General features: G+C 70.7%; 15 protein-coding genes, 1 tRNA gene and 1 pseudogene. 8 read left to right on the top strand and 9 right to left on the bottom strand.

All coding sequences use genetic code 11. From position 1 onward, the window contains the following. Positions 1 to 305: 305 nt before the first annotated feature. Both K2Z83_RS22110 and K2Z83_RS22115 read left to right on the top strand, forming a co-directional pair. A complete protein-coding gene (locus K2Z83_RS22110) occupies positions 306 to 689 on the top strand; it encodes a LysM peptidoglycan-binding domain-containing protein (RefSeq protein WP_370650257.1) in 384 nt (127 codons plus the stop codon). A 265-nt stretch (positions 690 to 954) separates the two neighbouring features. Continuing rightward, on the top strand, positions 955 to 1,704 hold the full coding sequence (locus tag K2Z83_RS22115) for an SGNH/GDSL hydrolase family protein (RefSeq protein ID WP_220597349.1): 750 nt from the start codon (positions 955 to 957) through the stop codon (positions 1,702 to 1,704). Between the two features lie 32 nt (positions 1,705 to 1,736). On the opposite strand, the gene K2Z83_RS22120 is transcribed toward K2Z83_RS22115, so the two are convergent. The 3 genes from K2Z83_RS22120 to K2Z83_RS22130 form a co-directional block, all read right to left on the bottom strand. Further along, positions 1,737 to 2,492 carry a class I SAM-dependent methyltransferase gene (locus K2Z83_RS22120; protein WP_220597350.1) on the bottom strand — a complete coding sequence of 252 codons (756 nt, stop codon included), beginning with the start codon at positions 2,490 to 2,492 and terminating at the stop codon, positions 1,737 to 1,739. Between the two features lie 106 nt (positions 2,493 to 2,598). Next, positions 2,599 to 3,153: a hypothetical protein gene (locus K2Z83_RS22125; RefSeq protein WP_220597351.1), complete on the bottom strand. Its 555-nt coding sequence runs from the start codon at positions 3,151 to 3,153 to the stop codon at positions 2,599 to 2,601. After that, a complete protein-coding gene (locus K2Z83_RS22130) occupies positions 3,150 to 6,254 on the bottom strand; it encodes a GAF domain-containing protein (RefSeq protein WP_220597352.1) in 3,105 nt (1,034 codons plus the stop codon). The genes K2Z83_RS22125 and K2Z83_RS22130 overlap by 4 nt, the downstream gene beginning before the upstream one ends. 281 nt (positions 6,255 to 6,535) lie before the next feature. On the opposite strand from K2Z83_RS22130, the gene K2Z83_RS22135 reads away from it, so the two are divergent. From K2Z83_RS22135 to K2Z83_RS22145, 3 genes are all read left to right on the top strand, one after another. Further along, entirely contained in the window at positions 6,536 to 6,940 is a 405-nt protein-coding gene (locus K2Z83_RS22135) for a single-stranded DNA-binding protein (protein WP_220597353.1), read from the top strand. Positions 6,941 to 7,061: 121 nt separating this feature from the next. Next, positions 7,062 to 8,993: an ATP-dependent helicase gene (locus K2Z83_RS22140; protein WP_220597354.1), complete on the top strand. Its 1,932-nt coding sequence runs from the start codon at positions 7,062 to 7,064 to the stop codon at positions 8,991 to 8,993. A gap of 51 nt (positions 8,994 to 9,044) precedes the next feature. Further along, positions 9,045 to 10,781: a proline--tRNA ligase gene (locus tag K2Z83_RS22145; RefSeq protein ID WP_220597355.1), complete on the top strand. Its 1,737-nt coding sequence runs from the start codon at positions 9,045 to 9,047 to the stop codon at positions 10,779 to 10,781. Positions 10,782 to 10,847: 66 nt separating this feature from the next. Here the strand turns inward: K2Z83_RS22145 and K2Z83_RS22150 are convergent, their stop codons facing one another. Next, positions 10,848 to 11,420, bottom strand: coding sequence for a PRC-barrel domain-containing protein (locus K2Z83_RS22150; protein ID WP_220597356.1), 573 nt, complete (start codon positions 11,418 to 11,420; stop codon positions 10,848 to 10,850). A gap of 249 nt (positions 11,421 to 11,669) precedes the next feature. Here K2Z83_RS22150 and K2Z83_RS22155 point away from each other — a divergent pair, with 249 nt between their 5' ends. After that, positions 11,670 to 13,343, top strand: a complete 1,674-nt coding sequence (locus K2Z83_RS22155; protein WP_220597357.1) for a M14 family metallopeptidase — start codon at positions 11,670 to 11,672, stop codon at positions 13,341 to 13,343. A gap of 151 nt (positions 13,344 to 13,494) precedes the next feature. Further along, on the top strand, positions 13,495 to 14,169 hold the full coding sequence (locus tag K2Z83_RS22160; protein WP_220597358.1) for an SH3 domain-containing protein: 675 nt from the start codon (positions 13,495 to 13,497) through the stop codon (positions 14,167 to 14,169). Positions 14,170 to 14,230: 61 nt separating this feature from the next. On the opposite strand, the gene K2Z83_RS22165 is transcribed toward K2Z83_RS22160, so the two are convergent. After that, positions 14,231 to 16,828, bottom strand: a complete 2,598-nt coding sequence (locus tag K2Z83_RS22165; protein ID WP_220597359.1) for a WD40 repeat domain-containing serine/threonine-protein kinase — start codon at positions 16,826 to 16,828, stop codon at positions 14,231 to 14,233. Between the two features lie 20 nt (positions 16,829 to 16,848). Continuing rightward, the gene (locus K2Z83_RS22170) at positions 16,849 to 18,756 is read right to left on the bottom strand and encodes a VanW family protein (protein ID WP_220597360.1); all 1,908 of its coding nucleotides are present in this window, start codon (positions 18,754 to 18,756) and stop codon (positions 16,849 to 16,851) included. A 180-nt stretch (positions 18,757 to 18,936) separates the two neighbouring features. Between K2Z83_RS22170 and K2Z83_RS22175 the strand changes: the two genes are divergently transcribed. Then, positions 18,937 to 19,011, top strand: a tRNA-Lys gene (locus tag K2Z83_RS22175). Positions 19,012 to 19,080: 69 nt separating this feature from the next. On the opposite strand, the gene K2Z83_RS22180 is transcribed toward K2Z83_RS22175, so the two are convergent. The 3 genes and pseudogenes from K2Z83_RS22180 to K2Z83_RS22195 all read right to left on the bottom strand — a co-directional run bounded on the left by K2Z83_RS22180 (position 19,081) and on the right by K2Z83_RS22195 (position 24,859). Then, a complete protein-coding gene (locus K2Z83_RS22180; protein ID WP_255604409.1) occupies positions 19,081 to 22,263 on the bottom strand; it encodes a glycosyl hydrolase in 3,183 nt (1,060 codons plus the stop codon). 127 nt (positions 22,264 to 22,390) lie between these two features. Continuing rightward, positions 22,391 to 23,455 (bottom strand): annotated as a pseudogene (locus K2Z83_RS30145) (chemotaxis protein CheB); the annotation flags it as partial. A 177-nt stretch (positions 23,456 to 23,632) separates the two neighbouring features. Then, the gene (locus K2Z83_RS22195) at positions 23,633 to 24,859 is read right to left on the bottom strand and encodes a cysteine desulfurase-like protein (RefSeq protein WP_220597362.1); all 1,227 of its coding nucleotides are present in this window, start codon (positions 24,857 to 24,859) and stop codon (positions 23,633 to 23,635) included. Between the last annotated feature and the right edge of the window lie 291 nt (positions 24,860 to 25,150).

Consider the following 25,150-nt stretch of genomic DNA (forward strand, 5'->3'; position numbering starts at 1 on the left):
GCGACGCGGCTGATGCCGCCCGCCCCAGGATACGCTGCAAGAACATACGCCGCACCCAGCGAGGCCGTTACGTCCTGGGGACTACTTCGCCAAGGGCCTCGGGGGGCCAGAGTGGAGCATCTGCCGCGGCGGGGCGTCCATGTATCGGTCTCCGCGCGTCTAACTGTTTTTCAACGGTTGACATGCCCCCGGCTGGCTGCTACAATCGCGGTTTGTTCGGATGCTCACGAGATGCTATTGGGGGAAACGCCGTGTCCACAGGGGCTCGCTCTCCACAACGCCGCGCGCGATCTATCGGGGTTCTGGTGGCGCTCAGCCTCAGCCTCAGCGCCTGCACGCCGCCTGAGCCGCCGCAGCGCACTCTCCCCACGCTCCCCGCAGTGCTCGATATCACCCCGGCCCCGACGCTCGATATTGATGCGACGGCCACATCCTACGCCAGCGTGGTGCTCCCGTCGCCGACGGCGGCCGCCCTCTACACGGTGCAGCCCGGCGACACCCTGAGCGGGCTGGCCGAGCGCTTCAGCACCACGGTCGATTCGCTCACGGCCGCCAACGGCATCACCGACCCCGACTCGCTCCAGCCTGGGCAGACGCTGATCATCCCCTCGCTCCTGCGCACCCCGGTGATCGGCACCCCCGCGCCGGATGGCACCCCCACCCCCGCGCCCACGCTATCTACGCCCTGAGGCGGCCCCAGAATCCGCCGCAAGACTCCCTTGACACCCGATCATAAACTCGGTATAGTACTTCTGTCGGCTCAATCTACAGCAATGCCGTCCAGGCACGAAGGAGGTGATGCCCATGAGTATTAGTAAGCGTATGGGTGTCACCGTCGGTGAGGCCCGCTAGGGTCGCCGCCAGCGGTGACGCCCGGATCTTTTGTCGAAGGCCCCTGCCACTGGCAGGGGCCTTCGACGTGTACCAGCCCCCTCCGAGAAGCGAGCCCCTGATATGACGCGACGATACCTGACGATCACCCTGGCCCTGGCCCTGCTGCTGGCCGGCGTCGCCGGCGCCGTCTGGTACGGCGGGCGGCCCGTGGCCTACGCGCCCCGCGGCCCCGGCGATATCTACCTGGCCCTGGGCGACTCGCTGGCCTGGGGGGCGCGCCTCGACGACCAGGCCAGCCAGAGCTACCCGGCCCTCATCCACGCCCGCCTCGCCGCCGGCCGGACGATCGCCCTGGAGAACCTGGCCGTCCCCGGCGAGACGAGCGCCTCGCTGATCCGCGGCCAGCTGCCCCGCGCCCTGGCCCTGATCCGCGACGCCCGCGCCCGGGGCCAGCGGGTCAGCCCGATCACCATCGACATCGGCGGGAACGACCTGCGCAACGTCGAGCGGGCCGACCCCGCGGTCCGCGCGGCGACGGTCGAGGCGGTGGGGCGCAACCTCGCCCAGATCATCGGCGACCTGCGGCGGGCCGCAGGCCCCGACGCCGACATCGCCGTGATGACCTACTACAACCCCTATGGCGGCGACCCGGCGGTCGAGGGCGGCGAGGCCTACTGGGTCGAGCGGCTCAACGCGACGATCGGCGCCGCCGCCGCGCCGCGCGGGGCCGCCGTGGCCGACACCTACGGCCCCCTGGGCGGGGGCCGGGCCTACACCCACACCTTCATCCTCCTCGGCGACATCCACGCCAACGCCCTCGGCCACAAGGTCATCGCCGACGCATTCGTCCGCGCGCTGCGCTACCCGTAAGGGCGCAGCAGCGCCGCGCTGCTGCGCCCTTCCTATACCCGCACGCAGTCGTACACCACCCGCGTCGCCTCGGCGGGCGCGGGCTCCCAGCGCGGCGTGCGCCGCGCGGCGAGGGCCAGCCCGGCGGCGTCGAGGGCGGCCAGCACCTCGCCGTCATCCCAGGTGCGCTCCTCGTGCAGCTCCTCGCCGCGCCACCAGCGGTCGATCTCGCGCACGAACCAGACGATCCGCCCCCTGGCCATCCGCTGATCCGCATCGTAGCTCAGCCGGTTGTAGACCAGCAGGTCGGGCGAGTCGAAGACCACCTGGTCGGTGTCGTCCCAGGAGTCGAACTCATAGGTGGTGTTCAGGTCGAAGACCAGCCGCCCGCCCGGGCGCAGCAGGCGGGCCGCGCCCGCGCAGACGGCGGCCAGATCCTCGTGGGCGCCCAGGTAGTTCAGGCTGTCGTACAGGCAGGTGATCAGGTCGAAGGAGGCCGGGCGGAGCGAGCCGCGCGCGGCGGGGCTGCTGCCCAGGCGGCGGATATCGGCGGCGACCCAGCGCACCGGCAGGCTGCGGTCGCGCGCGCGGGCGCGCGCGATCCGCAGCATGTCTGGCGAGCGGTCGACCCCCACCACGCGCGCGCCGGCCTCGGCCAGCATGATCGCGGCGGCCCCAGTGCCGCATGCGAGGTCGAGGGCGCGGCGCGGCGCGGGCATCGAGGCCAGGATGTGTCGCGTCAGATCCTCGGCGAACGAGCCCTGTCCGATGGCGTCGTAGATGGGGGCGTAGGACTCATAGATGCTCATATCATATCAACTGGAATTGATAAATCTGCATACGTGCCGCCGCCAGCGCGCGTTGGAACGCCATGCGCGGCAATCTGCAATCCAAAATCTGCAATCTGAAATGCTATCATGCGTCGCCGAGCAGCGCGTAGCGCCAGTAGCCGAGCGCGGCGCGCAGGGTGTCGAGGAGGCCCAGCGGCGCCGCGGGCACGGGGGAGCCATAGGCGTGCATGCCCTGGTCGCGGGCGATCTTCAGGCTCAGCAGCTGGTCGGCGGGCGCGCTCACGACCAGCAGGCTGCGCGCGCCGCCCTGCCAGGACGTCGCCAGCGCGTCGCCCAGCGAGCGGTCGCCGGCCCCGCTGATCAGCGCCTCGGCGGGCAGCCCCCGGCCGACCAGGGCGGCGTAGGCGCGGCCGCGGCCCGGCCCGGACAGGACGATGTGGCCGCCGTAGCCCCGCCGGTAGAGGTCGATGCCGTGCTCGATCAGCGACGTCGGCGGGATGTCGGGCGCGATCACCAGCAGCAGATCCGCGCTGCGCATATCATCGCGCTGGGCCTGGATGGCGATGGCGGCCGCCGATGTGCCGACCCCGCAGGCCGCGACGATAAGCAGCAGGAGGGCGAGGCGGGCCAGCTGCGCGCCGGCCGCGCGCCACACCCTGTGGCGCAGCAGCGCGTTCATTCGCCCACCGTCGTCATCATGCCCAGCTGGCTGCCGCTCCCGCGCTGCTGGATCGCGGTGATCAGCTGGCGCAGCCGCACTGTGTCGAAGGGCTTGGCGAGCACCGCGTCCGCCCCGCGGGCGCGGGCCTCCTCGGCATCGATCTGCTCGCCCCAGCCGGTGATCAGCACTGTCGCCAGGCTCGGGTGAGCGGCGCGGGCCTCGGCGATCAGCTCCCACCCCGACATCTCAGGCATGCCGAGGTCGGTGCAGAGCAGGTCGAAGTCCTCGGAGCGCAGCAGGGCGAGGGCGCGCTGCGCCGACTCAAGATCGATGACATCGTGCCCGGCCCGGCGCAGGATCTGCGCGAGCACCCGGCGCACCCCGTCGTCGTCCTCGACCACCAGGATGCGGATCGGCTGGCATGATGCGGCCGCACCGTCGGGCGGGCTGTCCACGCTCGCCGGCGCAAGCCGGCGCACCGGCAGCCGCACCTGAAAGGTCGTGCCCCGCCCGGGCTCGCTCTCGACGCTGATCGCGCCCTGGTGTTGCTGGGCGATGCCGTAGGCCATGGACAGGCCCATGCCGGTCCCGCTGGAGCCCTTCGTTGAGAAGAAGGGGTCAAAGATCCGCTGCCGCACCTCGCCGCTCATCCCGACGCCCGTGTCAGATATGGCGATCAGCGCCGAGGGCTCGCCCTCGGCCAGGAGCTCCGTGCGCAGACGCAGCTCGCCGCCCTCGGGCATCGCGTCGATGGCGTTGAGGATGAGGTTTGTCACCAGATCGCGGAGGGCCGCCCCATCGCCGATGATCGGCGGCAGATCGCCGAGGTCGCGGACGATCTTCAGCTGGGCGCCGCGGCTCTGCATGTCGTCGCGCCAGCGCGGGCGGGTGATCGACAGGCTCTCGTCGACAATATCATTGAGCAGCACCTCCTCGTCCGGCAGCGAGCGGTTCGTCTGGGCGAAGTTCTGCAGGCGGCGCACGCTCGCCGCGCCGTCGTGGGCGGCCCGCTCGATGATCCGCAGCCCCTCGGCGGTCTCCGGCTCCGCGGTCGCATCGATCAGCAGCTGGGCGTGGCCGAGGATGCTGCTCAGCAGGTTGTTGAAGTCGTGGGCGATCCCGCTGGACAGCTCGCCGATAGCGCGCATCCGCTCGCTATGCAGCAGCCGCTCCTGGGTGCGGCGCAGCTCCTCGTAGCGCCGGATGTTCGCCAGGGCCACCGCGACCTGGCCGGCCAGCGACTCGGCCAGGTACACATCGCTCTGGTTGAAGCTGCCGCTGATGTTGCTCTCGATATCGATCACGCCCAGGATCGCCTCGCCGTGCCGGATCGCCACGGACAGCTCCGAGCGGGTGTCCCCCAGGGTCGGCACCTCGGCGTAGCGCGAGTCCCGGCTGACATCGTTCACCATCAGGGTCTCGCCGTGGCGGGCGACCCAGCCGCTGACCCCGCGCTGCACCGGGTAGCTGTGGTTCTCGCCAAACTCGGCCACGTCGTTCACAATGCCCTGGGCCGACCAGATCACCAGCCTATCGCCCTCAATCAGGCCGATCACCACCTGGTAGTAGCCGAAGGTGCGGTGCAGCAGGCCGGCGACCTCATCGAGCAGGGACTGCACATCGCTGATGGCGCTCAGGCTCCCGCTCAGCTGGTGGATCACATGGATCTGGCTGGCCCGCGTCTGGGCCTCGCGGAGCAGGCGCGCGTTGTTGATCGCCACCGCCAGGTGGTCGCCGAACATCTGGGCCACCTGCACGTCGGCATCGGCGAAGGCGCTGGGCGTCCACTTGTCGATCGTCAGCACGCCGATGACCGACTCGTTGACGATCAGCGGCACGCCGATCCAGGAGCGGATCAGATCGCTATCGGGCACATTCTGCCAGTCATTGATCTGTCGCACGTCGGGGATGTAGGTGGCGCGGCGGTCGTAGTGGTTGAGCCAGGTGGGCGACCCCGGCCCGGCCGCCAGCACGATGGTCTGGTTGACATCAAACGTATAGCCGTAGCCCGCCACCAGCCGGGCGTACTGCTGATCGTGGAAGAGGAAGACCCCGGCCGAGTCGTAGCGCACAAAGCGGGCCAGCTGCTCAAGGATGAAGTCGAGCACGCGATCCTGGTCGATCATGGCGTTGCAGGCGTTGGCCAGCTGGCTGAGGGTGAGGCTGAGGTCGCGCGCGCGCTGCTCGGCGCTGATCAGCCGCTCGCTGGCCATAACCAGAGAGATCTGGTCGGCCGCGAAGCGCAGCAGGTCGCGCTCGGCCATGCGCCAGTAGCGGTCGGGGCGCAGCGCCCGGGCGATCAGCCAGGCCGGCATCTTGCCGCGGTCCTGCACGATCACATAGATATCGCAGCCGCCGGCGCCGATCTGCTCGCCGTGCTCCTGGGTGCGCGCGTCGGGCTCCCAGATGATATCGGCCGGCTCACCGGCCGACCATGTGGCCACGGCGGAGTAGCCCTCAGTGCCGGGGGCCATCAGGGCGCAGACATTGGCCTCCAGGGCCGCGCCGAGCTCGGCCAGGATGCGCTCGATCTGCCTACTGGCCGCCCCAGGCGCTGCAGAGGCCTGGCTCACCAGGTTCGTCAGCCGCTCGCGGGCGGCCGCGTAGCGCAGGGCGGCGGCGCTGGCCGCGTTGGCGATCGCGATCGCGGCGTGGCTGGCGAAGATCTCGACCACCTGGGCCACGCCGGGCTCGAAGAGCGCGCTGTCCGAGGTGCGGGCCAGGTTGATCGCCCCCAGGGTGCGGTCGTAGACGCGCAGCGGCAGCGAGAAGATAACTGTCTGATGAACAGGGGTGATTCGCTTGTAGCGCGGGTCCTGGCTGGGGTTCACCACCTGGAGCGGCTGGCTGTTCAGCGCGACCCAGCCGGCGATCCCCTCGCCCAGGCGCAGCGACATGCCGGCCGAGAGCTGCGGGTCGATCCCGTGAGCGGCGACGACCGTCAGGCGGTCGCCGCGCTCATCGAGCAGCATGATCGAGACCACCTCGGCCCCGCTCAGGTCGCGTACGGCGGCGATCACCCGGCCCAGCACCTCGTGCAGATCGAGCGACGCGCAGACCAGCCGGCTCAGGTCGAGCAGTGCGGTCATCGTCGTCGGCTGTGCTGAAAGATCGGACATGGGGTCTTCGCCTTTACGCGGGAGTCCAGTAGGTCAGGGCATTATACGATTCTCAAGAGCCGGGCGCAAAGCCAAGCACTGAGCCACTGAGCCACTGAGCCACTGATGCTCATGCCAGCGCAGCATCGCGTGTCGGCGCAGACAAATATGGTGAAGCTGCGCCCTACGCACAGCCTCCGTAACCTTCCGCGCGGTCCGCCCGGTACAGATAGCGACGCCGACAGATGTGTCGGCCCGCTGGAGCCGGCGGGGACGCCCGGCCAATTATCAGGAGGAACGCCGTGAACGCCGTGAAGGGTACGCTAAACCATGTCGAGCTGATCGGTCGCCTGGGCTCCGACCCGGAGATGCGCTTTCTGTCGAGCGGGGTGGCGATGTGCCGCTTCAACCTGGCCACCAACCGCCCCGCCGGCCAGGACGCCCAGGGCAACCGGGCCTACGAGACCGACTGGACCCACGTCGAGGCATGGGAGCGCCTGGCCGAGCTGTGTAACACCTACCTCCACAAGGGCCGCCGCGTGATGGTGTCCGGCAGCCTGCGCAACGACAGCTGGGTCGATAAGGAGAGCGGCCAGACCCGCTACCGCACCTACGTGCGCGCCAGGGAGGTGATGTTCCTCGACCCGCGCCCCGAGCAGGCCGACGCGCCGTCCGAGGTGTCCGAGGAGGAGGATGTTCCGTTCTAGCAGGGGCGCAGCAGCGCGGCGCTGCTGCGCCCTTACTCGAGACGCCGGCAGCGCCGGCGGGGCGCGGCGGCGCGGCAGCGCCGCGCCCTGACACCCCGCGGACATGGTATCATGCGCCCCTATGGACGCATTGAGAGGCCTCAACCCCGAGCAGCGCGCGGCGGTGCTCGCCCCCGTCGGCCCGGTGCTCGTGCGCGCCGGGGCCGGCAGCGGGAAGACCCGCGTGCTCACCCTGCGCATCGCCCACCTGATCGGGTCCGGCGCCCGGCCGACCCAGATCCTCGCCCTGACCTTCACCAATAAGGCGGCCAAGGAGATGCGCGAGCGCCTGCGCAAGCAGCTCGGCGGGCGCTCGCGCGGCCTGCTGGCCGGCACCTTCCACGCCGTCTGCGCCCGCATCCTGCGCGAGCAGATCGCCGGGCGGATCGGCAGCTACACCGCCGACTTCAGCATCTACGCCGGCGACGAGCAGCTCCAGCTAGCCGCCGCCGCCCTCGACGCGGCCACCGAGCGCCCGCCCGTGCTCCTGGAGCCCGACGAGGTGCTGCGCCGCATCTCGCGGGCCAAGAGCCGCCTACAGACCCCGCGCATCATGGCCCGCTTCTCGCCCGACCCGGTCGACCGCTTTATCGCCGGGTGCTACCGCCGCTACCAGCGCGCCCTTGAGCAGGCCAACGCCCTCGACTTCGACGACATGATCCTGCTCACCCACCGCCTGCTCACCGAGCACCACGAGGTGCTCGACGAGCTCCAGGACCGCTGGCACCACGTGCTGGTGGACGAGTACCAGGACACCGACCCCAGCCAGCACGCGATGGTCGAGCTGCTCACCCGCCCCGCCGGCGGCCGCCCGCGCTCGCTCTTCGTGGTCGGCGACGGCATGCAGAGCATCTACGGCTTCCGCAACGCCGACCACAGCATCATCACCCGCTTCGCCGAGGACTTCCCCGAGTCGCAGGTGATCGAGCTGGACACCAACTACCGCTCGCGCCAGCCCATCCTCGACGCGGCCTTCGCGGTCATCCGCCACAGCAAGGCGGTCGCGCCCATGCCGCTGCGCGCGGCCGGGGTGACGGTGCCCGGCGAGCGCTGCCTGCTCATCCACGAGTCGAAGGACGGGCGCGAGGAGGCCGAGCAGATCGCCCGCAGCATCAACGAGCTGCACGGCCAGGGCCGCCAGCTGCGCGAGATGGCCATCCTCTACCGCACCCGCCACATGAGCCGGACGATCGAGGCCGCCCTGCGCCACGCCCAGATCCCCTACAGCGTGCGCGGCAGCGTGGGCTTCTACGACCGGGCGGTGGTGCGCGACGCCCTCTCCTTCCTGCGCGCCGTGGCCAACCCGGCCGACAACCTCAGCCTGGTGCGGGTCGCCAACCTGCCCGCGCGCGGCCTGAGCGCCCAGGCCATCGCCACGCTCACCGCGTTCGGCGCCCAGAACGGGCTCTCGCTCTCCGAGGCTATGGCCCGCCCCGAGGGCCAGAAGCTGCTCTCGCCGAAGGCCGCCGAGGGGGCCAGGCGCATGGCCGCCCTGCTGGCCCGCTGGCGGCGCATGGCCGCCGGCACCGCCTCGCCCGACCACCTGCTGGCCGATGTGCTGGAGCAGAGCGGCTACATGGCCGCCCTGGAGAGCCGATTCAGCCCCGAGGATCTGCCCGATGCCCGCGGCCACCTCCAGGAGCTGATGGCCGCCGCCGAGGAGCACGACAGCCTCTCGGCCATGCTCCAGGAGATCGCCCTGTTCACCAACGCCGACCAGAAGGAGAGCGAGCGCGACCAGGTGCAGCTGCTGACGATCCACGCGGCCAAGGGTCTAGAGTGGGCCTTCGTCTTCGTGGCCGGCCTGGAGGAGAAGACCCTGCCCCACGAGCGCAGCCTCGGCACGCCCGACGGGATCGAGGAGGAGCGCCGGCTCTGCTACGTGGCGCTCACCCGCGCCGCCGAGCGGCTCTATCTCTCCTGGGCGCCCGGCCGCAGCCGCGGCCAGATCCTTAAGCCATCGCGCTTCCTCGACGAGATCCTGGCCTACGGGAAGGAGCGGGCCGCGCGGTAGGGGTTGGGGGTTGGGAGTTGGGAGTTGTGTTCGCTTTAGCTGGAGAGCATTATGCGCCTATCGAACATGCTCGGCCGGACCCTGCGCGACGCGCCGGCCGAGGCCGAGCACGCCGGCCATCAGCTGGCCATGCGGGCCGGGCTGGCCCGCCCGATCGCCCCCGGCAGCTACGCCCTGCTGCCCCTGGGCATGGCCGTCGCCCGCCGCATCGAGGCGATCATGCACGCCGAGATGGCCCGCGCCGGCGGGCAGGAGTTCCGCACGCCGATCGTCCAGCCGGCCGCGCTCTGGGAGGCCACGGGGCGCTACCAGGAGTACGGCCCGCTGATGCTGCGCGCGTCCGACCGCGCCGGGCGGCCCCTGGTCGTCGCGCCGACCCACGAGGAGGCCGTGGCCGAGCTGGCCCGCCGCGAGGTCGGCTCCTACCGCCAGCTGCCGGCCCTGATCTACCAGATCCACACCAAGTACCGCGACGAGATGCGCACTAAGGGCGGCCTGATGCGCCTGCGCGAGTTCACCATGCTCGACGCCTACTCGCTCGACGCCGACGAGGCCGGGCTCGACAAGAGCTACGACGCGGTGGCCGTCGCCTTTGAGCGCACCCTGGAGCGCTGCGGCGTGGCCTACGCGGCCGTCGAGGCCGGCGCGGGCGAGATGGGCGGCGGCGAGGCCCGCGAGTACATGGCCCTCTCGCCCTCCGGCGAGGACACCCTGGCCCGCTGCGCGGGCTGCGGCTACGCGGCGAATGTGGAGGTGGCGGTCAGCGGGGGGCGGGCGTTGGGGGTTGGGAGTCGGGGGTTGGGGGCTGGGGCGATGGAGGAGATCGCCACGCCCAACACGGCCACCATCGCCGACCTTGCGGCCCTCCTGGGCGTGCCCGAGTCGGCCACGGCCAAGGCGGTCTTCTTCGACACGCCCGATCGCGGGCTGATCTTCGCGGTGATCCGGGGCGATCTGGAGGTGAGCGAGGAGAAGCTGCGGGCGGCGGCGCGGGTGAGCGAGCTGCGCCCGGCCAGCGCCGAGCAGATCGCCGCCGCCGGGGCGGTGGCCGGCTACGCCTCGCCGGTCGGGCTGATCGTCTCTGAGGGCGGCTCCCCCGGCGTCCTCGTGGTCGCCGACCCGTCGGTGGCCGAGGGCGCGGGCGGCCTGGTGGCCGGGGCCAACCGCGCCGGCTACCACCTGCGCAATGTCGTGTACGGGCGCGACTGGCGGGCCACGGCGGTGGCCGACATCGCCGCCGTGCGCGCCGGCGACCCCTGCGCGCGCTGCGGGGCGCCCCTGGCCCTCGACCGGGGCGTCGAGATCGGCCATATCTTCAAGCTGGGCGACCGCTACACCCGCGCGGTGGGCGCAACCTACCTGGACGAGGCGGGCGCGGCGCGGCCGGTGGTGATGGGCTCCTACGGCATCGGCGTCGAGCGGCTGATGCAGATCATCATCGAGCAGCACCACGACGAGGCCGGGATCATCTGGCCGGCGAGCGTGGCCCCCGCCGATGTGCATCTGATGGCGCTGGGCAAGGGCGAGTCGCCAAAGGCCGCCGCCGAGGAGCTGATCGGCGAGCTGGAGGCGGCCGGGCTGCGCGTGCTCTACGACGACCGGGGCGAGTCGGCCGGGGTGAAGTTCAACGACGCCGACCTGATCGGGCTGCCGCTGCGCCTGGTGGTGAGCGACCGGCTGCTGGCCGCCGGCGAGCTTGAGCTGAAGCCGCGCGGCGGCGCGGCGGTCAAGGTGCCCCGCGCCGACCTGCTCCGCGCCGCGCGCAATATGCTCGGGGCGCCGGCCTGACACCCATTTCTCAACTACGCGAATAGCGCCGCGCGCCTCGCGCACACGAGGAGCGCGGCCAGTGGACTAGGGGGAGGCGGGCTCATCCAACGGCTCCCCCGCGATAGGCGCCGGCGGGATCGCCGGATCGCCATCGCCCACAGCCTGCGCCGTGACGGCGCTCAGCGCGACGAGATGCTCCGTGACAGCGATCACCGCATCCTTACCCACCGCCTGCACATTCTCGATCTGGACGATCTCCGGCTCGCCCCCGCTGAACAGCCCGCGCTTCAGCTCAAAGCCGACGATCATCGCATCCTTAAAATAGATATCGCCCACCGTGCCGATCTGCTCGCCGGTGGTGCTGATGATCTTCTTGCCAGTGATTCGCTCAGCATTCTTTCGTAGCTCGGCCACCTCGATATCCTCAGCGCCCGCAGGGAAGGGCAGGGCGTCGTCTGCGACGATAAACTCGCCTACCCCGATGATCCGCTCGCGACGAATCACCTGCTCGGGGCCCGACCACCCGCCACCGATGATCAGGGCCACGATCTGGCGGATCTCGGCGTCGAGCACGATATCGCGCACGGTTGCTATCTGGTTGCCGGTGTGCTGCCCGATCACCGGCTTCCCATAGAGATCATTGATTTTTTGCATCATAATGCCCCATCTCCTCTGCTGAAACCTTATCGTATCTACTATTTTTTAGTATATAGCAAGATCTGTGCCGGATGGGGCCGAGCCCCATCCTGAGGCAGGGCATGTGCAACATCGCCGCAGCCCACCCGCCCTTCGCGCCCTTCGCGTCCTTCGCGTCCTCAGTGTTCCCTTCCGCGATCCGGCCCTTTGTGGTACCATCACTGGGCGACCTCACGACGCCGCTCAATTCTCAATTCTTAACTCTCACCTATGCCAAGCATCGACTTCGCCCGCTACTACCGCCCGCACGAGGTGGCCGAGGCCCTGGCCGCCTTCGCCGAGGAGCACCCCGGCCTCGCCGCCGTGCGCAGCATCGGCACGAGCCACGAGGGCCGCGACCTGCTGCTGATCACGCTGACCAACCAGGCCAGCGGGGCCGACACGGACAAGCCGGCCTACTGGCTGGACGCCAACATCCACGCCACTGAGGTGACCGGCTGCATGGCCGCCCTGCACCTCATCCAGCGCGTGCTGACCGGCTACGGCCATGAGCAGGCGATCACCGACCTGCTCGATCAGCGCGCGCTCTACGTGCTGCCCTGCATGAACCCGGACGGCATGGAGCAGGCGCTCACCTCACCGCTCTACGTGCGCTCGGGCACCCGCCGCTACCCCTACGACGACGACCGCGACGGGCTCTACCCGGCCGATATCGACGGCGACGGCCGGATCGTCCAGATGCGCGTGCCCGACCCCGACGGCGGCTGGAAGGTGAGCGATAAGGACCCCCGGCTCATGCGACGGCGCGACCCCGACGAGGTCGGCGGCAGCTACTACCGCGTCTACACCGAGGGGTTGATCCGCGGCTACGACGGCTACCAGGTCAAGGTCGCCCCGCCGGCCCAGGGCCTAGACTTCAACCGCAACTTCCCCTTCATCTGGGCTCCCGAGGGCACGCAGCGCGGCGCCGGCCCCTACCCGGCCAGCGAGCCCGAGATCCGCGCGGTGATCGCGTTCCTGACCAGCCACCTCAATGTGAGCGGCGCGATCGCCTACCACACCTACGGCGGGGCCATCCTGCGGCCCTACTCCGACAAGGCCGACGATGGCATGCACATCGAGGACCTGTGGACCTACAAGGAGATCGGCGGGCGGGGCACGGCGATCACCGGCTACCGCAACCTCTCGGTCTTCCACGGCTTCCGCTACCACCCGCGCCAGGTGATGAGCGGGGCCTTCGACGACTGGGCCTACGACCAGCTGGGCATCTTCGCCTTCACCGTCGAGCTGTGGGATATGATCGGCGAGGCGGGGATCAAGGACCACGACTTTATCGAGTGGTTCCGCGGCCACCCCGAGGAGGACGACCTGAAGCTGCTGGCCTGGAACGACGAGCAGCTGGGCGGGGCCGGCTTCATCGGCTGGCGGCCCTTCGACCACCCCCAGCTCGGCGCGGTCGAGATCGGCGGCTGGGTCGAGCGGCGCACCTTCGGCAACCCGCCGGAACAATTCTTGCTGCACACGATCGAGCCGAACACTGAGTTCGCCCTGGCCCACGCCCGCATGGGGCCGCTGCTGGAGCTGCGCCACTGCGCCGCCGAGGGTCTCGGCGAGGGGATCTACCGGGTGCAGGTGGTTGTGGCGAACAGCGGCTACCTGCCGACCTACGGCAGCAAGCGCGCGGCCGAGCTTGGCGCGGTGCGCCCGATCGAGGTGACGCTCGACATGCCCCCCGGGGCCGAGCTGATCACCGGCGAGCGCGCCCAGGAGATCGGCCAGCTGGAGGGCCGGGCCAACAAGCGCGCGCTCTGGGGAGCCAGCTACCCTACCGACCACCTGCGCAGGCTGGAGTGGACCCTGCGCGCGCCCGCCGGCGGCACCCTGCGCATCACCGCCGCCTCGCAGCGCGCCGGGACGGCAGCCGAGAGCCTGCGGCTCAGCTGAGTCGTCCTAAACCCCGCATCTACGTGGTCGAGATTGCTAGCGAAGCTGGCAATCTTGGCTACATAGAGGATAATCCAGGGAGGGGCCTGCGGCCCCCAAGCACGCACCGCCAGGCGCTATTGTGACTGCCACCATACTATGGAGGTGACCCATGCTCGGATTCGGCAACAACAAGAAGAAGGAAGAGGAAGAGAAGGCCAAGCAGGAGCAGATCGCCCAGGCCATGAAGGCGATGAGCGACCAGATCGCCGGCCAGGCCCAGACGATCAAGCAGCTCCAGGACCAGCTGACGGCGGCCAAGGCCGATGACTCCGCCAGCTCTGTGGCGGCCAAGGCCCTCGCCGCCGCCCAGGCCCAGCTCAAGCAGATGCACGATGAGATGGAGAAGGTGAAGGCCAGCGCCGCCGCCGCCACGGCCGCCGCCGTCACGGCCGGCAAGTCCGCCGCCGCCACCATGGGCGGCGCGGTCGGCAGCGCCGTCGCCGGCGCGATCGGCGTCACCAAGATCGGCCCGTCCTCCGGGGCCTCCGGGGCCGTCGGGGCGCTCGGCGGCCCCGGCTCCGACGCCATCCTCGGCGCGGCTGCCACCGGCGGCCTCTCCGTCGGCGCCACCGCCTACGTGCAGAAGGCCGGCGGCAAGAACCTGCGCCTGCGCGACGCCGCCGGCCTGGGGTCGAACGCCTTCGACGCCCTGCACCCCGGCACCCAGATGACTCTGCTCGCCGGCCCGGTCGAGAAGGATGGCTACCCCTGGTGGCACATCCGCGCCGCCGACGGCCGCGAGGGCTGGGTCGCCGGCACCGAGCTGGTCACTCACCCGGAGTAAGGGATTGTCGATTGCAGATTGTCGATTGCAGATTGCGCAATCTGCAATCGACAATCTGCAATTACGCGGGCTGCCACAGCCGGATCGTCCCGTCGCTGCCGCCGGAGGCGAGCAGATCTCCATCGGCGCTGAACATCACCCGCAGCACGCTGCCGGTGTGGCCGGCGAGCGACTGGAGCGGTGCGCCGTCGCTCACCCGCCAGACCCGGACGCCGCCGTCCACCCCGCCCGAGGCCACCGTCTGACCATCGGGGTGGAGCGCCACCGTGCGGACGGCGTTCTGGTGGCCGCGCAGCTCCTGGCGGACGACGCCGGTGTCCAGATCCCACAGGCGGACGACGCCGTTGCCGTCGCCGGAGGCCAGCAGGCCGCCGGCGCGGCCGTAGGCGACACAGTTCACCCCGCCGCCGTGGCCGGCGAGCGTCGCCAGCAGCGCGTTCTCCTGCAGCCCCCACAGCCGCACGGCGTGGTCGGAGCAGCCGATCGCCAGGCTGCGCCCGTCGGGGTGGAGCGCGATCGTCTGCCCGCCGACCTTCGGCTGCAGCTCCTGGACGAGCGAGCCGTCGCGCAGGCGCCAGAGGCAGATCCGGCCATCGCCGCTGTGCGCGATGATCAGCTGGCCGTCGGAGCTGAGGAACACGCTCTCGATATAGCTGTGGTGGCCGCCGATCGCCTGGACCATACGGCGCGCGCGCACCGCCCAGAGCTTGATCTGATCGCTGTTCCCGGCCGCCGCCAGGAAGCGCCCGTCGTGGCTGTAGGCCACCGAGAGCACATTGCCGCCGTGGTCGTCGAGGGCGCCCTCGGCGGCGCCGTCGGCGGTGCGCCAGATCCGCACGCGCTGGTCCCAGCCGCCCGAGGCGATCTGCCGGCCGTCGGGGCTGATATCAAGCGCCCAGACGCCGCCGCGGTGGGCGCCGATCTGGCGCAGCTGCCGGGCGTCCCCGGCCTCCCAGTTGGCCCGGCGCGCCCCGCCGATCATCTGCATGACGGCGCCCCAGCGCGAGAGGCGGGCCTCCACATCGACGCGGAACCCGGCCCCCGAGCGGTCGCGCATAAGCACCGCATCGCGCAGGCGGCCGGCGTCGGCGGCGCGGCGCATGTCGGCGGTGAGCCGCAGCCGCCGGACGTGGCCGGGCGGCAGGGAGGCGTTCATCGCGCTCGTCACCACCCAGCGCGGCACCTGGATCTCCACGCGCACATAGCGCCGCCCGCTGTTGCTCAGCTGCAGGACCTCCTCGCGGTGGTCCTCGGGGCCGAGCTGGCCGAAGTCGATCAGCTTCCGGTCGGCGGTCAGCCGCGGGGCGACGGCCCCATAGCCCTCGGGGTCGAGCAGGGCCAGCAGCTCATCGAGGCCGGCGTGCTGGTCGGCGGCGTTGCGGCTCGTGATCGCGCCGATATCGGCGGCCAGGCGGTTCTTCCCCCACAGGCGCGTCACCTGGTCGGCGAGGCTGCCGTAGAGCCAGGGGGCGGCCTGCTCCCAGTGCTCCTCGGCCCAGAGCGCCAGGGCGGCCTCGTCGGCGAGGGCCGCCCCGTCGGGCGCCTGCAGGTCGGCGCGGGCCTTCGGGTTGAGGATCGTGTCGAGGGCGGCCAGGAGCTGCGCGGCGGTGGGGCGGCTGTTCGGGTCGAACGACATCCCCTTGGCGATGATCGCCTCCACCAGCGGCGTGACGGTCGGCTCGATGCTGCGGGCGGGCGGGAAGGGGGCCATCCGCCCGGCCATAAACTCCTCCATGTCCGAGCGCTCCATCGCCGGCTGGTAGCCGGTGATCGTCATGTGCAGGGTGGCGCAGAGGGCGTAGATATCGGACTGGGGCACCGCCTCGCCGCGCCACTGCTCGGGCGGGGTGAAGCCGAAGGTGCCGGCCATCTGGGTGTGCTGGGTGTCGACGATGATCGCCTGGGACGGCGTGGCCTTCGAGAGGCCGAAGTCGATCACCCAGACCCGGCCCTCGCTATCGATCAGGATGTTCGAGGGCTTGATGTCGCGGTGGAGCACCGGCTCGGGGCTGCGGCTGTGCATGTAGGCCAGCGCCGCGCAGACCTCGCGGATGATCGCGAGGCCCTCGTCGAGCGGCAGCCGGCCGCCGCGGCCGGCCAGCACCCAGCCCAGGTCGCGGCCCTCGACATACTTCATCACCAGGCAGTGCAGCTCGGGCAGGTACTCGAAGATCTCGGGGATGTTGGGGTGGCCGGGCGTGTTGAGCGTGCTGAGCAGCTGGGCCTCGCGGCGGAAGTTGCTGTAGGCCTGCTCGCGGATGCGCGCGCTCCAGGCCGGGTTCGGCATCTGGCGCTTGGCCACACAGAACCGCCCGAGCTGCTGGTCGCGCACCAGGTAGGCCTGGCCGAACCCGCCGCGGCCGATCGCCCGCTCCACCACATAGCGCCCGCCGCGGCCGATCTGGGCGCCGGGCTGTAGCTCGGCCTCGGGCTCTGGCCCGACCGGCGGGCGCGGGGCCAGCGGCTTGATCGCCGGCGCCGGAGCCCTGGGCCCGCCCGCGATCACCGCGTTATCCGGATCGCCCGCCACCGCCACCCGCGAGCCGCAGGCGTTGCAGAAGCGCGATCCGGGCGGGTTGTGGTGGCCGCAGGCGGGGCATGTGATCATAGTTAATGTTGAATGTTGAATGTTGAATGTTGAATGCCGATCATTTAGCACTCAGCACTCAACATTCAACATTACCCTCCCGTTCCGCGCACGAAGATATTCGGCCAGGCCCGGAAGCGCGTGAAGAAGGTGTCGCGGCTCACCTCGGCCCCGCCCTGGGTGATCACCCGCTCGACGGTGATGTCGCGGCCGCCGCGGGCGGTGTCGCTCTGGTGAACCGTGCCGGCGGGCAGGCTGGGGTCATCGAGGTAGACCGGCTCGCTGGGCGCGCGCACCTCGTTCGTGATCGCCGGCCCCTCCAGGCGCACCTCGCGGCCGGGCTTCGTCCCGTAGAGCCGCACGGCGAGCACCTGGCCGACCTCATCGACATCGGCCTGCATCAGCAGCCAGCTGCCGGTGTCGTTGACGAACTTCAGGTCGTTCACGCCCGTGTAGATCGAGGCGTCCATGCCCTGGCCGTTGCCCTGCGGGCCGAGGCCGAAGCGGTCGTACCAGCTGATATAGAAGGCGTGGGCGTGGCGCTCGGTGATCGGCAGGCCGGCCCAGAACGCCGCCCGGAAGACGGTGGTCGAGTCCTGGCAGACGCCGCCGCCCCACTCAAGCTGGGTGCGGTTGCCGATGATCGCGTAGCCCTCGACGAAGCCGTTGGCCGCGTCCACATCGCCGAGCTGGCGGTTGAAGGAGAACTCCTCGCCGGGCGCGATCAGGACGCCATCCATTCGGGCGGCGCCGGCCTTAATGTTGGTGATGCGGTACTGGGCCGAGCCGGAGAAGCTGCTCAGGCCCTCGCCGACCAGCTCCTTGATCCCGAGCTCGCCGATCGTCGCCTCGGTGATCTTCGGCGTCAGCTGCTCGACGGGCAGCTCCAGGGTGCGCGTGGTGGGCGAGCTGGTCAGCAGCAGGTCGGCGATCTGGGCGGCGGCCTCGTCCTGGATCAGGCGCCAGCCGGGCCGGCCCTCCTGGACGATCGTCACCTGGCCGGCGCTGAAGCGCAGGCGCGGCTCGGCGGTGCCGGTGTCAAGCTGCTGGGCCAGACCCTCGACCGACTGCGCCAGCAGGCCCTCATCTACGCTCACCGCGAGCCCCACGCCGTCGGGGGCGACGCGCAGCAGCTCGGCGAGCTTCTCGGGCGGCCACGACCAGCTGCGGTCGCCGTTGGTGAGCGTGACCGGGCTCTGGAGCAGCTCGGCGGCGCGGGACTGGGCGCGCACCAGGGCGGTGTCGCCCACGATGGGGGGGAGCGCCCTGGTGCGGATGGCGATATCCTGGGGCCTGAGGGCCTGGGCCGCCAGGAGCACATCGTTGGCGGTGGCGTCGACCAGCAGCTGCACGCCGGGGGCGCTGGGCGTGCCGACAACCTTGGCTGCGGCGATGCTCAGGGCGGCGTCCTGGGGCGGCTGCTCGATGTCGGGGGCGATCTGCATCAGGTAGCCCTGGAGCACGCGCTGGTCGGCCACCAGCCGGGGGGTGATGTCGAGGCCGCCCCGGTAGATCTGCCAGATCTCCCGCAGGCGGGTGATCGGGTCGCCCTGGCGTCCGGCGCTCACCGCCTGGCGGGCCACGTCGGCCATGTCGAGGGAGAGGCCCAGCTCGGACAGGGAGGGCTGCCAGGTGCGGCCGGCGTACTCCAGGCTCAGCGGGCGGCTGAGGAAGTCGCCGTAGCGGCTGCTCAGGTCGGCGGCGATGGCCGTGTCGCCGAGGCCGGACACTGGCCGGCCCTGGACGCTCACGCCGGGGAGGGCGGCGTCGCCGTAGTAGAGCTGGAGGGCGTAGGGCAGGGCGAGGGGCGCGGCGATCAGCAGCCCGAGGATGGCCACGGCCCAGGCCCACCCGCCACGGCGGCGGCGGGTGGGCCGTCGGCGAGGGCGGCGGGCGGGCGGCGGCTCGGGCGGCGGGCCGCCCTCCTCAGGCTCGCTGGGCTGGCTGGAGCGACGCCGGCGGATCGGCCCGTACTCCTGGTAGTAGTCGTCTATCGGCATAGCTGCGTTGTCTGCTGGCCTCTGGAGTCGCCACACACGCACCTGCCGAGGTGCGACAGGCGGTGGGGGATCTCCGTATCGGGGCGCGATCTGCTCGCGCACATTGTACAAAATTCTGCCGGCCGGCACAAGTTAAGTTGACAGCGCGGATCGTTTCGGGTATACTCCCACACCGTGAGCGGGCCTCTAGCTCAATGGTAGAGCAGTTGACTCTTAATCAATTGGTTCAGGGTTCGAGTCCCTGGGGGCCCACCAATTCTCTCACAACGCGCCCCGTCGGTGACGACGGGGCGCGTTGTGTATAGCGCTTACGCCCTGGCCGTGTCACGCCCCATCAGGCGCGACGACCGCCGGGACCTCGGTGGTGCGCACGAGCGCGTTGAAGGCCGGCAGATCCTCGGCCAGCGCGGCGTCCACCTCGCGCACCTGCGCCTCCACGCGCGCGGCCAGGTCCGCGCAGAGCTGCTCCTGCGCGCGCGTCGGGCCGCTCTCCGAGGCGCCGGCGAGCGCCGCCAGGAAGCTCAGCTTGGCGTTCAGCATGGCCGGGTAGTTCAGCGTGTCCTGGCTGCTCTTGGCCTTGACCTGGATGAGCTGCTCCTCGGCGGCGGCCAGCCGGGCGTTGAGCTTCTTGCCGGCCTCGGCGATCTGCGCGCCCGCAGCGTGCTTCTCGCTGCGCTTGGCCCATGCGTCCACCTGCTCACGCACCGCGCGCACCCGGTTCACCGCGCCGTGCGCGCGGCCCAGCAGGCCGTGCAGCCGCCGCAGCAGCGCGTACTGCGCCTCGTAATCGGCCTGCGCCGCGACCGCGCGCGGGTCGGCCGCCACGCCGAACTCGGCGCTCAGCGTGCGCCCGCCCACCGCGAGCTCCACGCGGTAGCGCCCGGGCGGCACGCGCGGCGCGGCGCGGTCGACGTCCTTGTGGCCCTCGCCGCTGGCGATCTTCTGCGCCGGCGCGCCGCGCAGGTCCCACACGAAGCGGTTGAGCCCGGCCTTCGCCGGCGCCTTCGGCTCGTCGTCCTCGTCCTGCTTCTTCTTCTCCGCGTCCGACTGCGGCCCCTCGTCCTTCTTCTTGCTCTTGAAGGTGCGCAGCTCGGCGCCCGACGCGTCGCGGAAGGTCAGCGTCAGGTCGCCCTCGGCCGCCTCAGGCAGCACGTAGCTCACCACCGCGCCGTCCGGCGGGTTGGCGCCGGCGTCCAGCCATGTGCGCTTCGCCTCGCCGTCCGGCTTCTTGGACTGGTCGAAGGCCGGGATCATGCCGGCGGCGAAGGTGTAGTTGCGCCCGGCCTGCGGCGTGGCCCCGAAGTCGAGCAGCTTCGCGATCCGCACCGCGTCGCGGGGGGCCAGCAGCGCCAGCTCAGGCTGGGCCGGCAGCTCGCCCAGCTGCCGCAGCAGCGAGAGGTCGTCGAGCACCCAGAACGAGCGGCCGTGCGTGGCCAGCACCAGGTCGCCCTGGGCCACCACCATGTCGTGGATCGGCACCGTCGGCAGGTTGCCGCCCAGCCGCCGCCAGCTCGCGCCGTCGTCGAACGAGGCGTACACGCCGGTCTCGGTGCCGCAGTAGAGCGCGCCGCGCCGCGCCGGGTCCTCGCGCACCACGCGGGTGAAGTCGTCTGCGGCGATGCCGGCGACGATCGCGCGCCAGCTCTGGCCGTAGTCGGACGTGGCGTACAGGTAGGGCGCGAAGTCGTCGTGCTTGTATCGCGTGGCGGCCAGGTAGGCCGCCGCCGGGTCGTGCGGCGATGGCTCAATGATGCTGATCAGCGCCCACTCGGGCAGCTCCGGCGGGGTGATGTTCGCCCAGCTCGCGCCGCCGTCGCGGCTCAGGTGGACCAGGCCGTCGTCGCTGCCGGCCCAGAGCAGGCCGGCCTGGAGCGGCGACTCGGCCAGGGCGAACACCGTGCCGTAGCTCTCAGCGCCGGTGTTGTCCTTGGTGATCGGCCCCCCGGACGGGCCGAGGGTGGCCGGGTCGTTGCGGGTCAGGTCCGGGCTGATCGGCTCCCAGGTCTGGCCCTCGTCGCGCGAGCGGAAGATGTGGTTCGCCCCGATGTAGAGCGTGCCCGGGTCGTGCGGGGAGAGCAGCATCGGCGAGGTCCAGTTGAAGCGGTACTTCTGCTCGCCGGCCGACCAGCCGCTGTACTCCTCGGGCCACACGCTGACCTGGCGCAGCTGGCCGCGGGCGTGGTCGTAGCGCGTCAGGTAGCCCTGGTAGCTGCCGGCGTAGATGATATTCGGGTCGCGCGGGTCCACGGCGATGTAGCCGCTCTCGCCGCCGCCGACCTCGTACCACTCCACGGCGGTGATCGCGTCGCGGCCGCTGCGGCTGGGCACGCTGAAGGTGGAGTTGTCCTGCTGGGCGCCGTAGACCCGGTAGGGCGTGCGGTTGTCCACCGTGACGTGGTAGAACTCGGAGGTGGGCTGGTTGTAGAAGGTGGACCAGGAGACGCCGCCGTTGAGGCTGACCGTGCCGCCGCCGTCGTTGCCGATGATCATGCGCTGCGGGCTGGCCGGGTCGAGCCAGAGGTCGTGGTTGTCGCCGTGCGGCACCTGCACGCGCCCGAAGGTCTTGCCGCCATCCACCGAGCGCCAGGCCTCCACGTTCAGCACCCAGACCGTGTCGGGGTCGCGCGGGTCGGCGTAGATGTGGCTGTAGTACCAGGCGCGCTGGCGCAGGTTGCGGTCCTCGCTGAGCCGCTCCCAGGTCTCGCCCCAGTCGTCGGAGCGGAAGACGCCGCCCTGGTCGGCCTCGACCATGGCCCAGACGCGGCCGGGGCGCGCGCCCGAGGCCGCCACCGTGACCTTGCCCCGCAGGCCCTTGGGCAGGCCCGGCTTGTCGGAGAGCTCGGCCCAGGTGAGGCCGCCGTCGTCGGAGCGGAACAGGCCGCTGCCGGGGCCGCCGCTGACCAGCTCGTAGGGGCCGCGGCGGGTCTGCCAGAGGCCGGCGTACACGATGCGCGGGTTGGTCGGGTCGAAGCACAGGTCGCTGGCGCCGGCCTCCTCGGAGCGGAACAGCACGCGCTCCCAGGATGCGCCGCCGTCGTCGGAGCGGAAGACGCCGCGCTCGGGGTTGGGGCCGTGGGCGTGGCCGAGGGCCGCCACCAGCACCACGTCCGGGTCGTCGGGGTGGACGCGCACCTTGCTGATGTTGCGGGTGTCCGCGAGGCCGAGGTGCGACCATGTGCGGCCCGCGTCCGTCGAGCGGTACACGCCGTCGCCGTGGGAGACGTTGCCGCGGATCGTGCCCTCGCCCATGCCGACGTAGATCACGTTGGGGTCTGTGGGGGAGACGGCGATCCCGCCCACCGAGGCGCGCTTGAAGAAGCCGTCCGAGACGTTGACCCAGTACTGCCCGGCGTCGGTGGTCTTCCAGACGCCGCCGCCGGTGGAGCCGAAGTAGAACACCGCCGGGTCGCGCGGGTCCCCGGCGACGGCGACGACGCGCCCGCCGCGAAACGGGCCGATGCAGCGCCATTCGAGCTTCTGAAGTGGGCTGTAGTCCTTTGTGTCCATGGTCAACAAGCTCGGCCGGCGCGAACCGCGCCGGCCGAGCGCCTTCCTTTCTCGCTACGGACGAAAGAGTACAGCCATTATACGCTGCGGCCCCCATCGCGGCCAGTGCGTTGCCGCCCCGAGGGGGCGTCTGGCGCAGGGTCTCCAGGTGCTCCTGGATCAGGATGGCGATCGAGTAGGCCTCCTCTCCGGTGGAGCAGCCGCAGACCCAGACCCGCAGCGTCTGGTTCGACATACTGCTGGCGAAGATATGCGGGATGATCTGGGACTCGATGACGGCGAAGGCCTCCGGGTCGCGGAAGAAGCTAGTGACGCCGATCAACAGGTCGTAGAAGAGCGACTGAACCTCGGCCGGCTGCTGCTGCACATAGGTCAGGTAGTCGCCGACCCGCTCGATCTGGTTGATGGCCATGCGCCGCTCGATCCGGCGGATGAGCGTGCTCTCCTTGTACTGCGAGAAGTCGTGGCCGGTCTGGGCGCGCAGCGTGATACAGATCTTCTTGATCGTATCGACGGCCTTGGCGGCGGGGGGGGATGCCGGGTGCGGCGCCCGCAGGCCGAAGATGTGGCGCGCATAGGCGACGAGCTGCGCCGGCATGGCCGCCGGCTCCAGCACATAGTCGACCATACCGGTGGCGATGGCGCTGCGGGGCATGCCGTCGTACTCGGTGCTCTCGGGGGTCTGCGCCATGGTCATGCCGCCCTCGCCCTTGACGGCGCGCAGGCCGAGGGAGCCATCGCTGCCGGTGCCAGAGAGCACGATGCAGATCGCGCGCTCGTGCTGGTCCTGGGCCAGCGAGCGGAACAGGTAGTCGATCGGCAGGCGCAGGCCGCGCGGCGCCACCGGCTCAAGCAGATGCAGGGCGCCGTTGAGGAAGGCCATGTCGCGGTTGGGCGGGATGATATAGGCGCAGTTGGGCTGCACGACCATGCCGTCCTCGACCTCGAAGACCTGCATGCTGGTGTAGCGCCGGATCAGCTCGCTGAGGATGCTCTTGTGGTCGGGGGCGAGGTGCTGAACGAGGACGAAGGCCATGTTCGGCGCGGGCGTCTCGGGCATAGCGGAGAAGAACGCCTCGAAGGCGGCCAGCCCGCCGGCGGACGCGCCGATGCCGACGATAGGGAAACGCGCATCCTGTCGGAGGGCGGGAGCATCTGCGGGGGGCGGGGGGGGGCTGGCAGAGTCTGCCATTGGCATGGCCTTTCATGCGCAAGGATTCCCCTGATTATACCGCATGCGGGTAGGAGCCTACCCCTGATCAGCGCGAGGCACCCCGGCCGGGGCGCCTCGCCTCACGCGGTATAGCCGACAGACGCCGCAAGAATGATGCCGCGCTATCGCCGCTGCCCCGTTATAGCGATAGAGCGGCTACAGCGCGCGCAGCGCCGCAAGCAGCCGGTCGACCTCCTCAGCCGTCGCGTAGTGAGCCAGCCCCACCCGCACCATGCCGCCCTGATCCTCCACGCCCAGGCGCTCAGTGAGGTTGATCGCGTAGTAGTTGCCGTCCCAGACAAAGATGCCCTGGTCGCCCAGCTTCTCGGCCACCTCGCGCGGGGTGTGGCCAGCCATGCGAAAGGCCACCGTCGGCGTGCGCTGGTCGAAGCGCTCGGCCTCGCGGATGCCGTAGAAGGTCAGGCCAGGGATGTCCAGCAGGCCGCTGATCAGGCGCTCGGACAGGGTGCGCTCGTAGGCCTGGATGGTCGTCATCGCAGACAGGATCGCCTCGCGGCGGCTGGCGGCCGGGCCACCCAGGGAGGCCAGATAGTCGACCGCCGCCGTCACGCCGGCCAGGCACTCGTGGTTCTGCGTGCCCGTCATCCAGCGGTCGGGCGACTCGTCCGACGACGGGCGGAGCTTGTAGGGCTGGAGCCGCTCCAGATGCTCGGCCTTGCCATAGAGGCAGCCGATATGCGGCCCGAAGAACTTGTAGACGCTGCAGGCCAGGAAGTCACAGTCGAGGGCGCGCACATCGATCGGGCCGTGCGGGCCATAGTGTACCGCGTCCACAAAGGCCAGGGCGCCGACGCTGTGGGCCATCTCCACCACCCGCCGCACATCATTGATCGTGCCCACGGCATTGCTGGCGAAGCCCACCGCCACCAGCTTCGTCCGCTCGTTGATCTTCGCCGCCATGTCGGCCATATCGAGGGTGCAGTCCTCGACATCCACATCGACCTCGCGGATCGTGACGCCGCGCTCAGCCAGCGCCTTCCACGGCGAGAAGTTCGCATCGTGGTCGAGCCGGGTCAGCACGATCTCATCGCCGGGGCCGAGCTCGCGGCCGATCGCCCGGCTCAGGGCGAAGGTCAGCGTGGTCATATTCGGGCCGAACACCGTCTCCTCGGGGGCACATCCGAGCATGTCGGCCATCGCCTGGTGGGCGCCCGCGATCACCGCATCGGTGCGCCGGCTGGTCAGGTAGGCCCCGTGGGTGTTGGCGTTACTATGGGCGAGGTAGCCCCCGATAGCATCGATCACAGACTGGGGCACCTGGGTCCCGCCGGGGGCATCGAAGAAGACGGCGGGGCGGCCGGCGACCTGCTCGGCGAGGGCGGGGAACAGCGGGCGGACGGCGTGCGGGTCGAACTGGGTCATTGGTAGCTCCTGATACAGCCGATAGCCGATAGCCGATAGGGCCTGGCTGACAGCCCTCCAGCGGAAATAGGGCCTATTGAAGATGGCTCATGGGCGTGCCCTATTGTACAGCAGACTGCGCGGCCATCAGCCATCAGCCATCAGCCATGATCTCCTGCACCGGCTTAAAGTTGAGCTTCGCGTAGCGAGCCATGCCCTCGCGGCCCTCGCGGGCCAGGATATGCCGCGCGGCCGAGGCGAGGGCGCGGATGGCGGATGCGCCGGCGGGCAGCTGCCCGCGCAGACCGGCCG

The organism is Oscillochloris sp. ZM17-4 (genome assembly GCF_019599295.1).
GTDB lineage: Bacteria > Chloroflexota > Chloroflexia > Chloroflexales > Chloroflexaceae > Oscillochloris.

Excerpts from the sequence above, each read along its gene's own strand:
- K2Z83_RS22120 (WP_220597350.1), bottom strand. The coding sequence starts at position 2,492 with ATGAGCATCTATGAGTCCTACGCCCCCATCTACGACGCCATCGGACAG.
- K2Z83_RS22155 (WP_220597357.1), top strand. The coding sequence starts at position 11,670 with ATGCCAAGCATCGACTTCGCCCGCTACTACCGCCCGCACGAGGTGGCC.
- K2Z83_RS22160 (WP_220597358.1), top strand. The coding sequence starts at position 13,495 with ATGCTCGGATTCGGCAACAACAAGAAGAAGGAAGAGGAAGAGAAGGCC.
- K2Z83_RS22130 (WP_220597352.1), bottom strand. The coding sequence starts at position 6,254 with ATGTCCGATCTTTCAGCACAGCCGACGACGATGACCGCACTGCTCGAC.
- K2Z83_RS22140 (WP_220597354.1), top strand. The coding sequence starts at position 7,062 with ATGGACGCATTGAGAGGCCTCAACCCCGAGCAGCGCGCGGCGGTGCTC.
- K2Z83_RS22170 (WP_220597360.1), bottom strand. The coding sequence starts at position 18,756 with ATGCCGATAGACGACTACTACCAGGAGTACGGGCCGATCCGCCGGCGT.
- K2Z83_RS22195 (WP_220597362.1), bottom strand. The coding sequence starts at position 24,859 with ATGACCCAGTTCGACCCGCACGCCGTCCGCCCGCTGTTCCCCGCCCTC.
- K2Z83_RS22180 (WP_255604409.1), bottom strand. The coding sequence starts at position 22,263 with ATGGACACAAAGGACTACAGCCCACTTCAGAAGCTCGAATGGCGCTGC.
- K2Z83_RS22150 (WP_220597356.1), bottom strand. The coding sequence starts at position 11,420 with ATGATGCAAAAAATCAATGATCTCTATGGGAAGCCGGTGATCGGGCAG.
- K2Z83_RS22145 (WP_220597355.1), top strand. The coding sequence starts at position 9,045 with ATGCGCCTATCGAACATGCTCGGCCGGACCCTGCGCGACGCGCCGGCC.
- K2Z83_RS22125 (WP_220597351.1), bottom strand. The coding sequence starts at position 3,153 with ATGAACGCGCTGCTGCGCCACAGGGTGTGGCGCGCGGCCGGCGCGCAG.
- K2Z83_RS22115 (WP_220597349.1), top strand. The coding sequence starts at position 955 with ATGACGCGACGATACCTGACGATCACCCTGGCCCTGGCCCTGCTGCTG.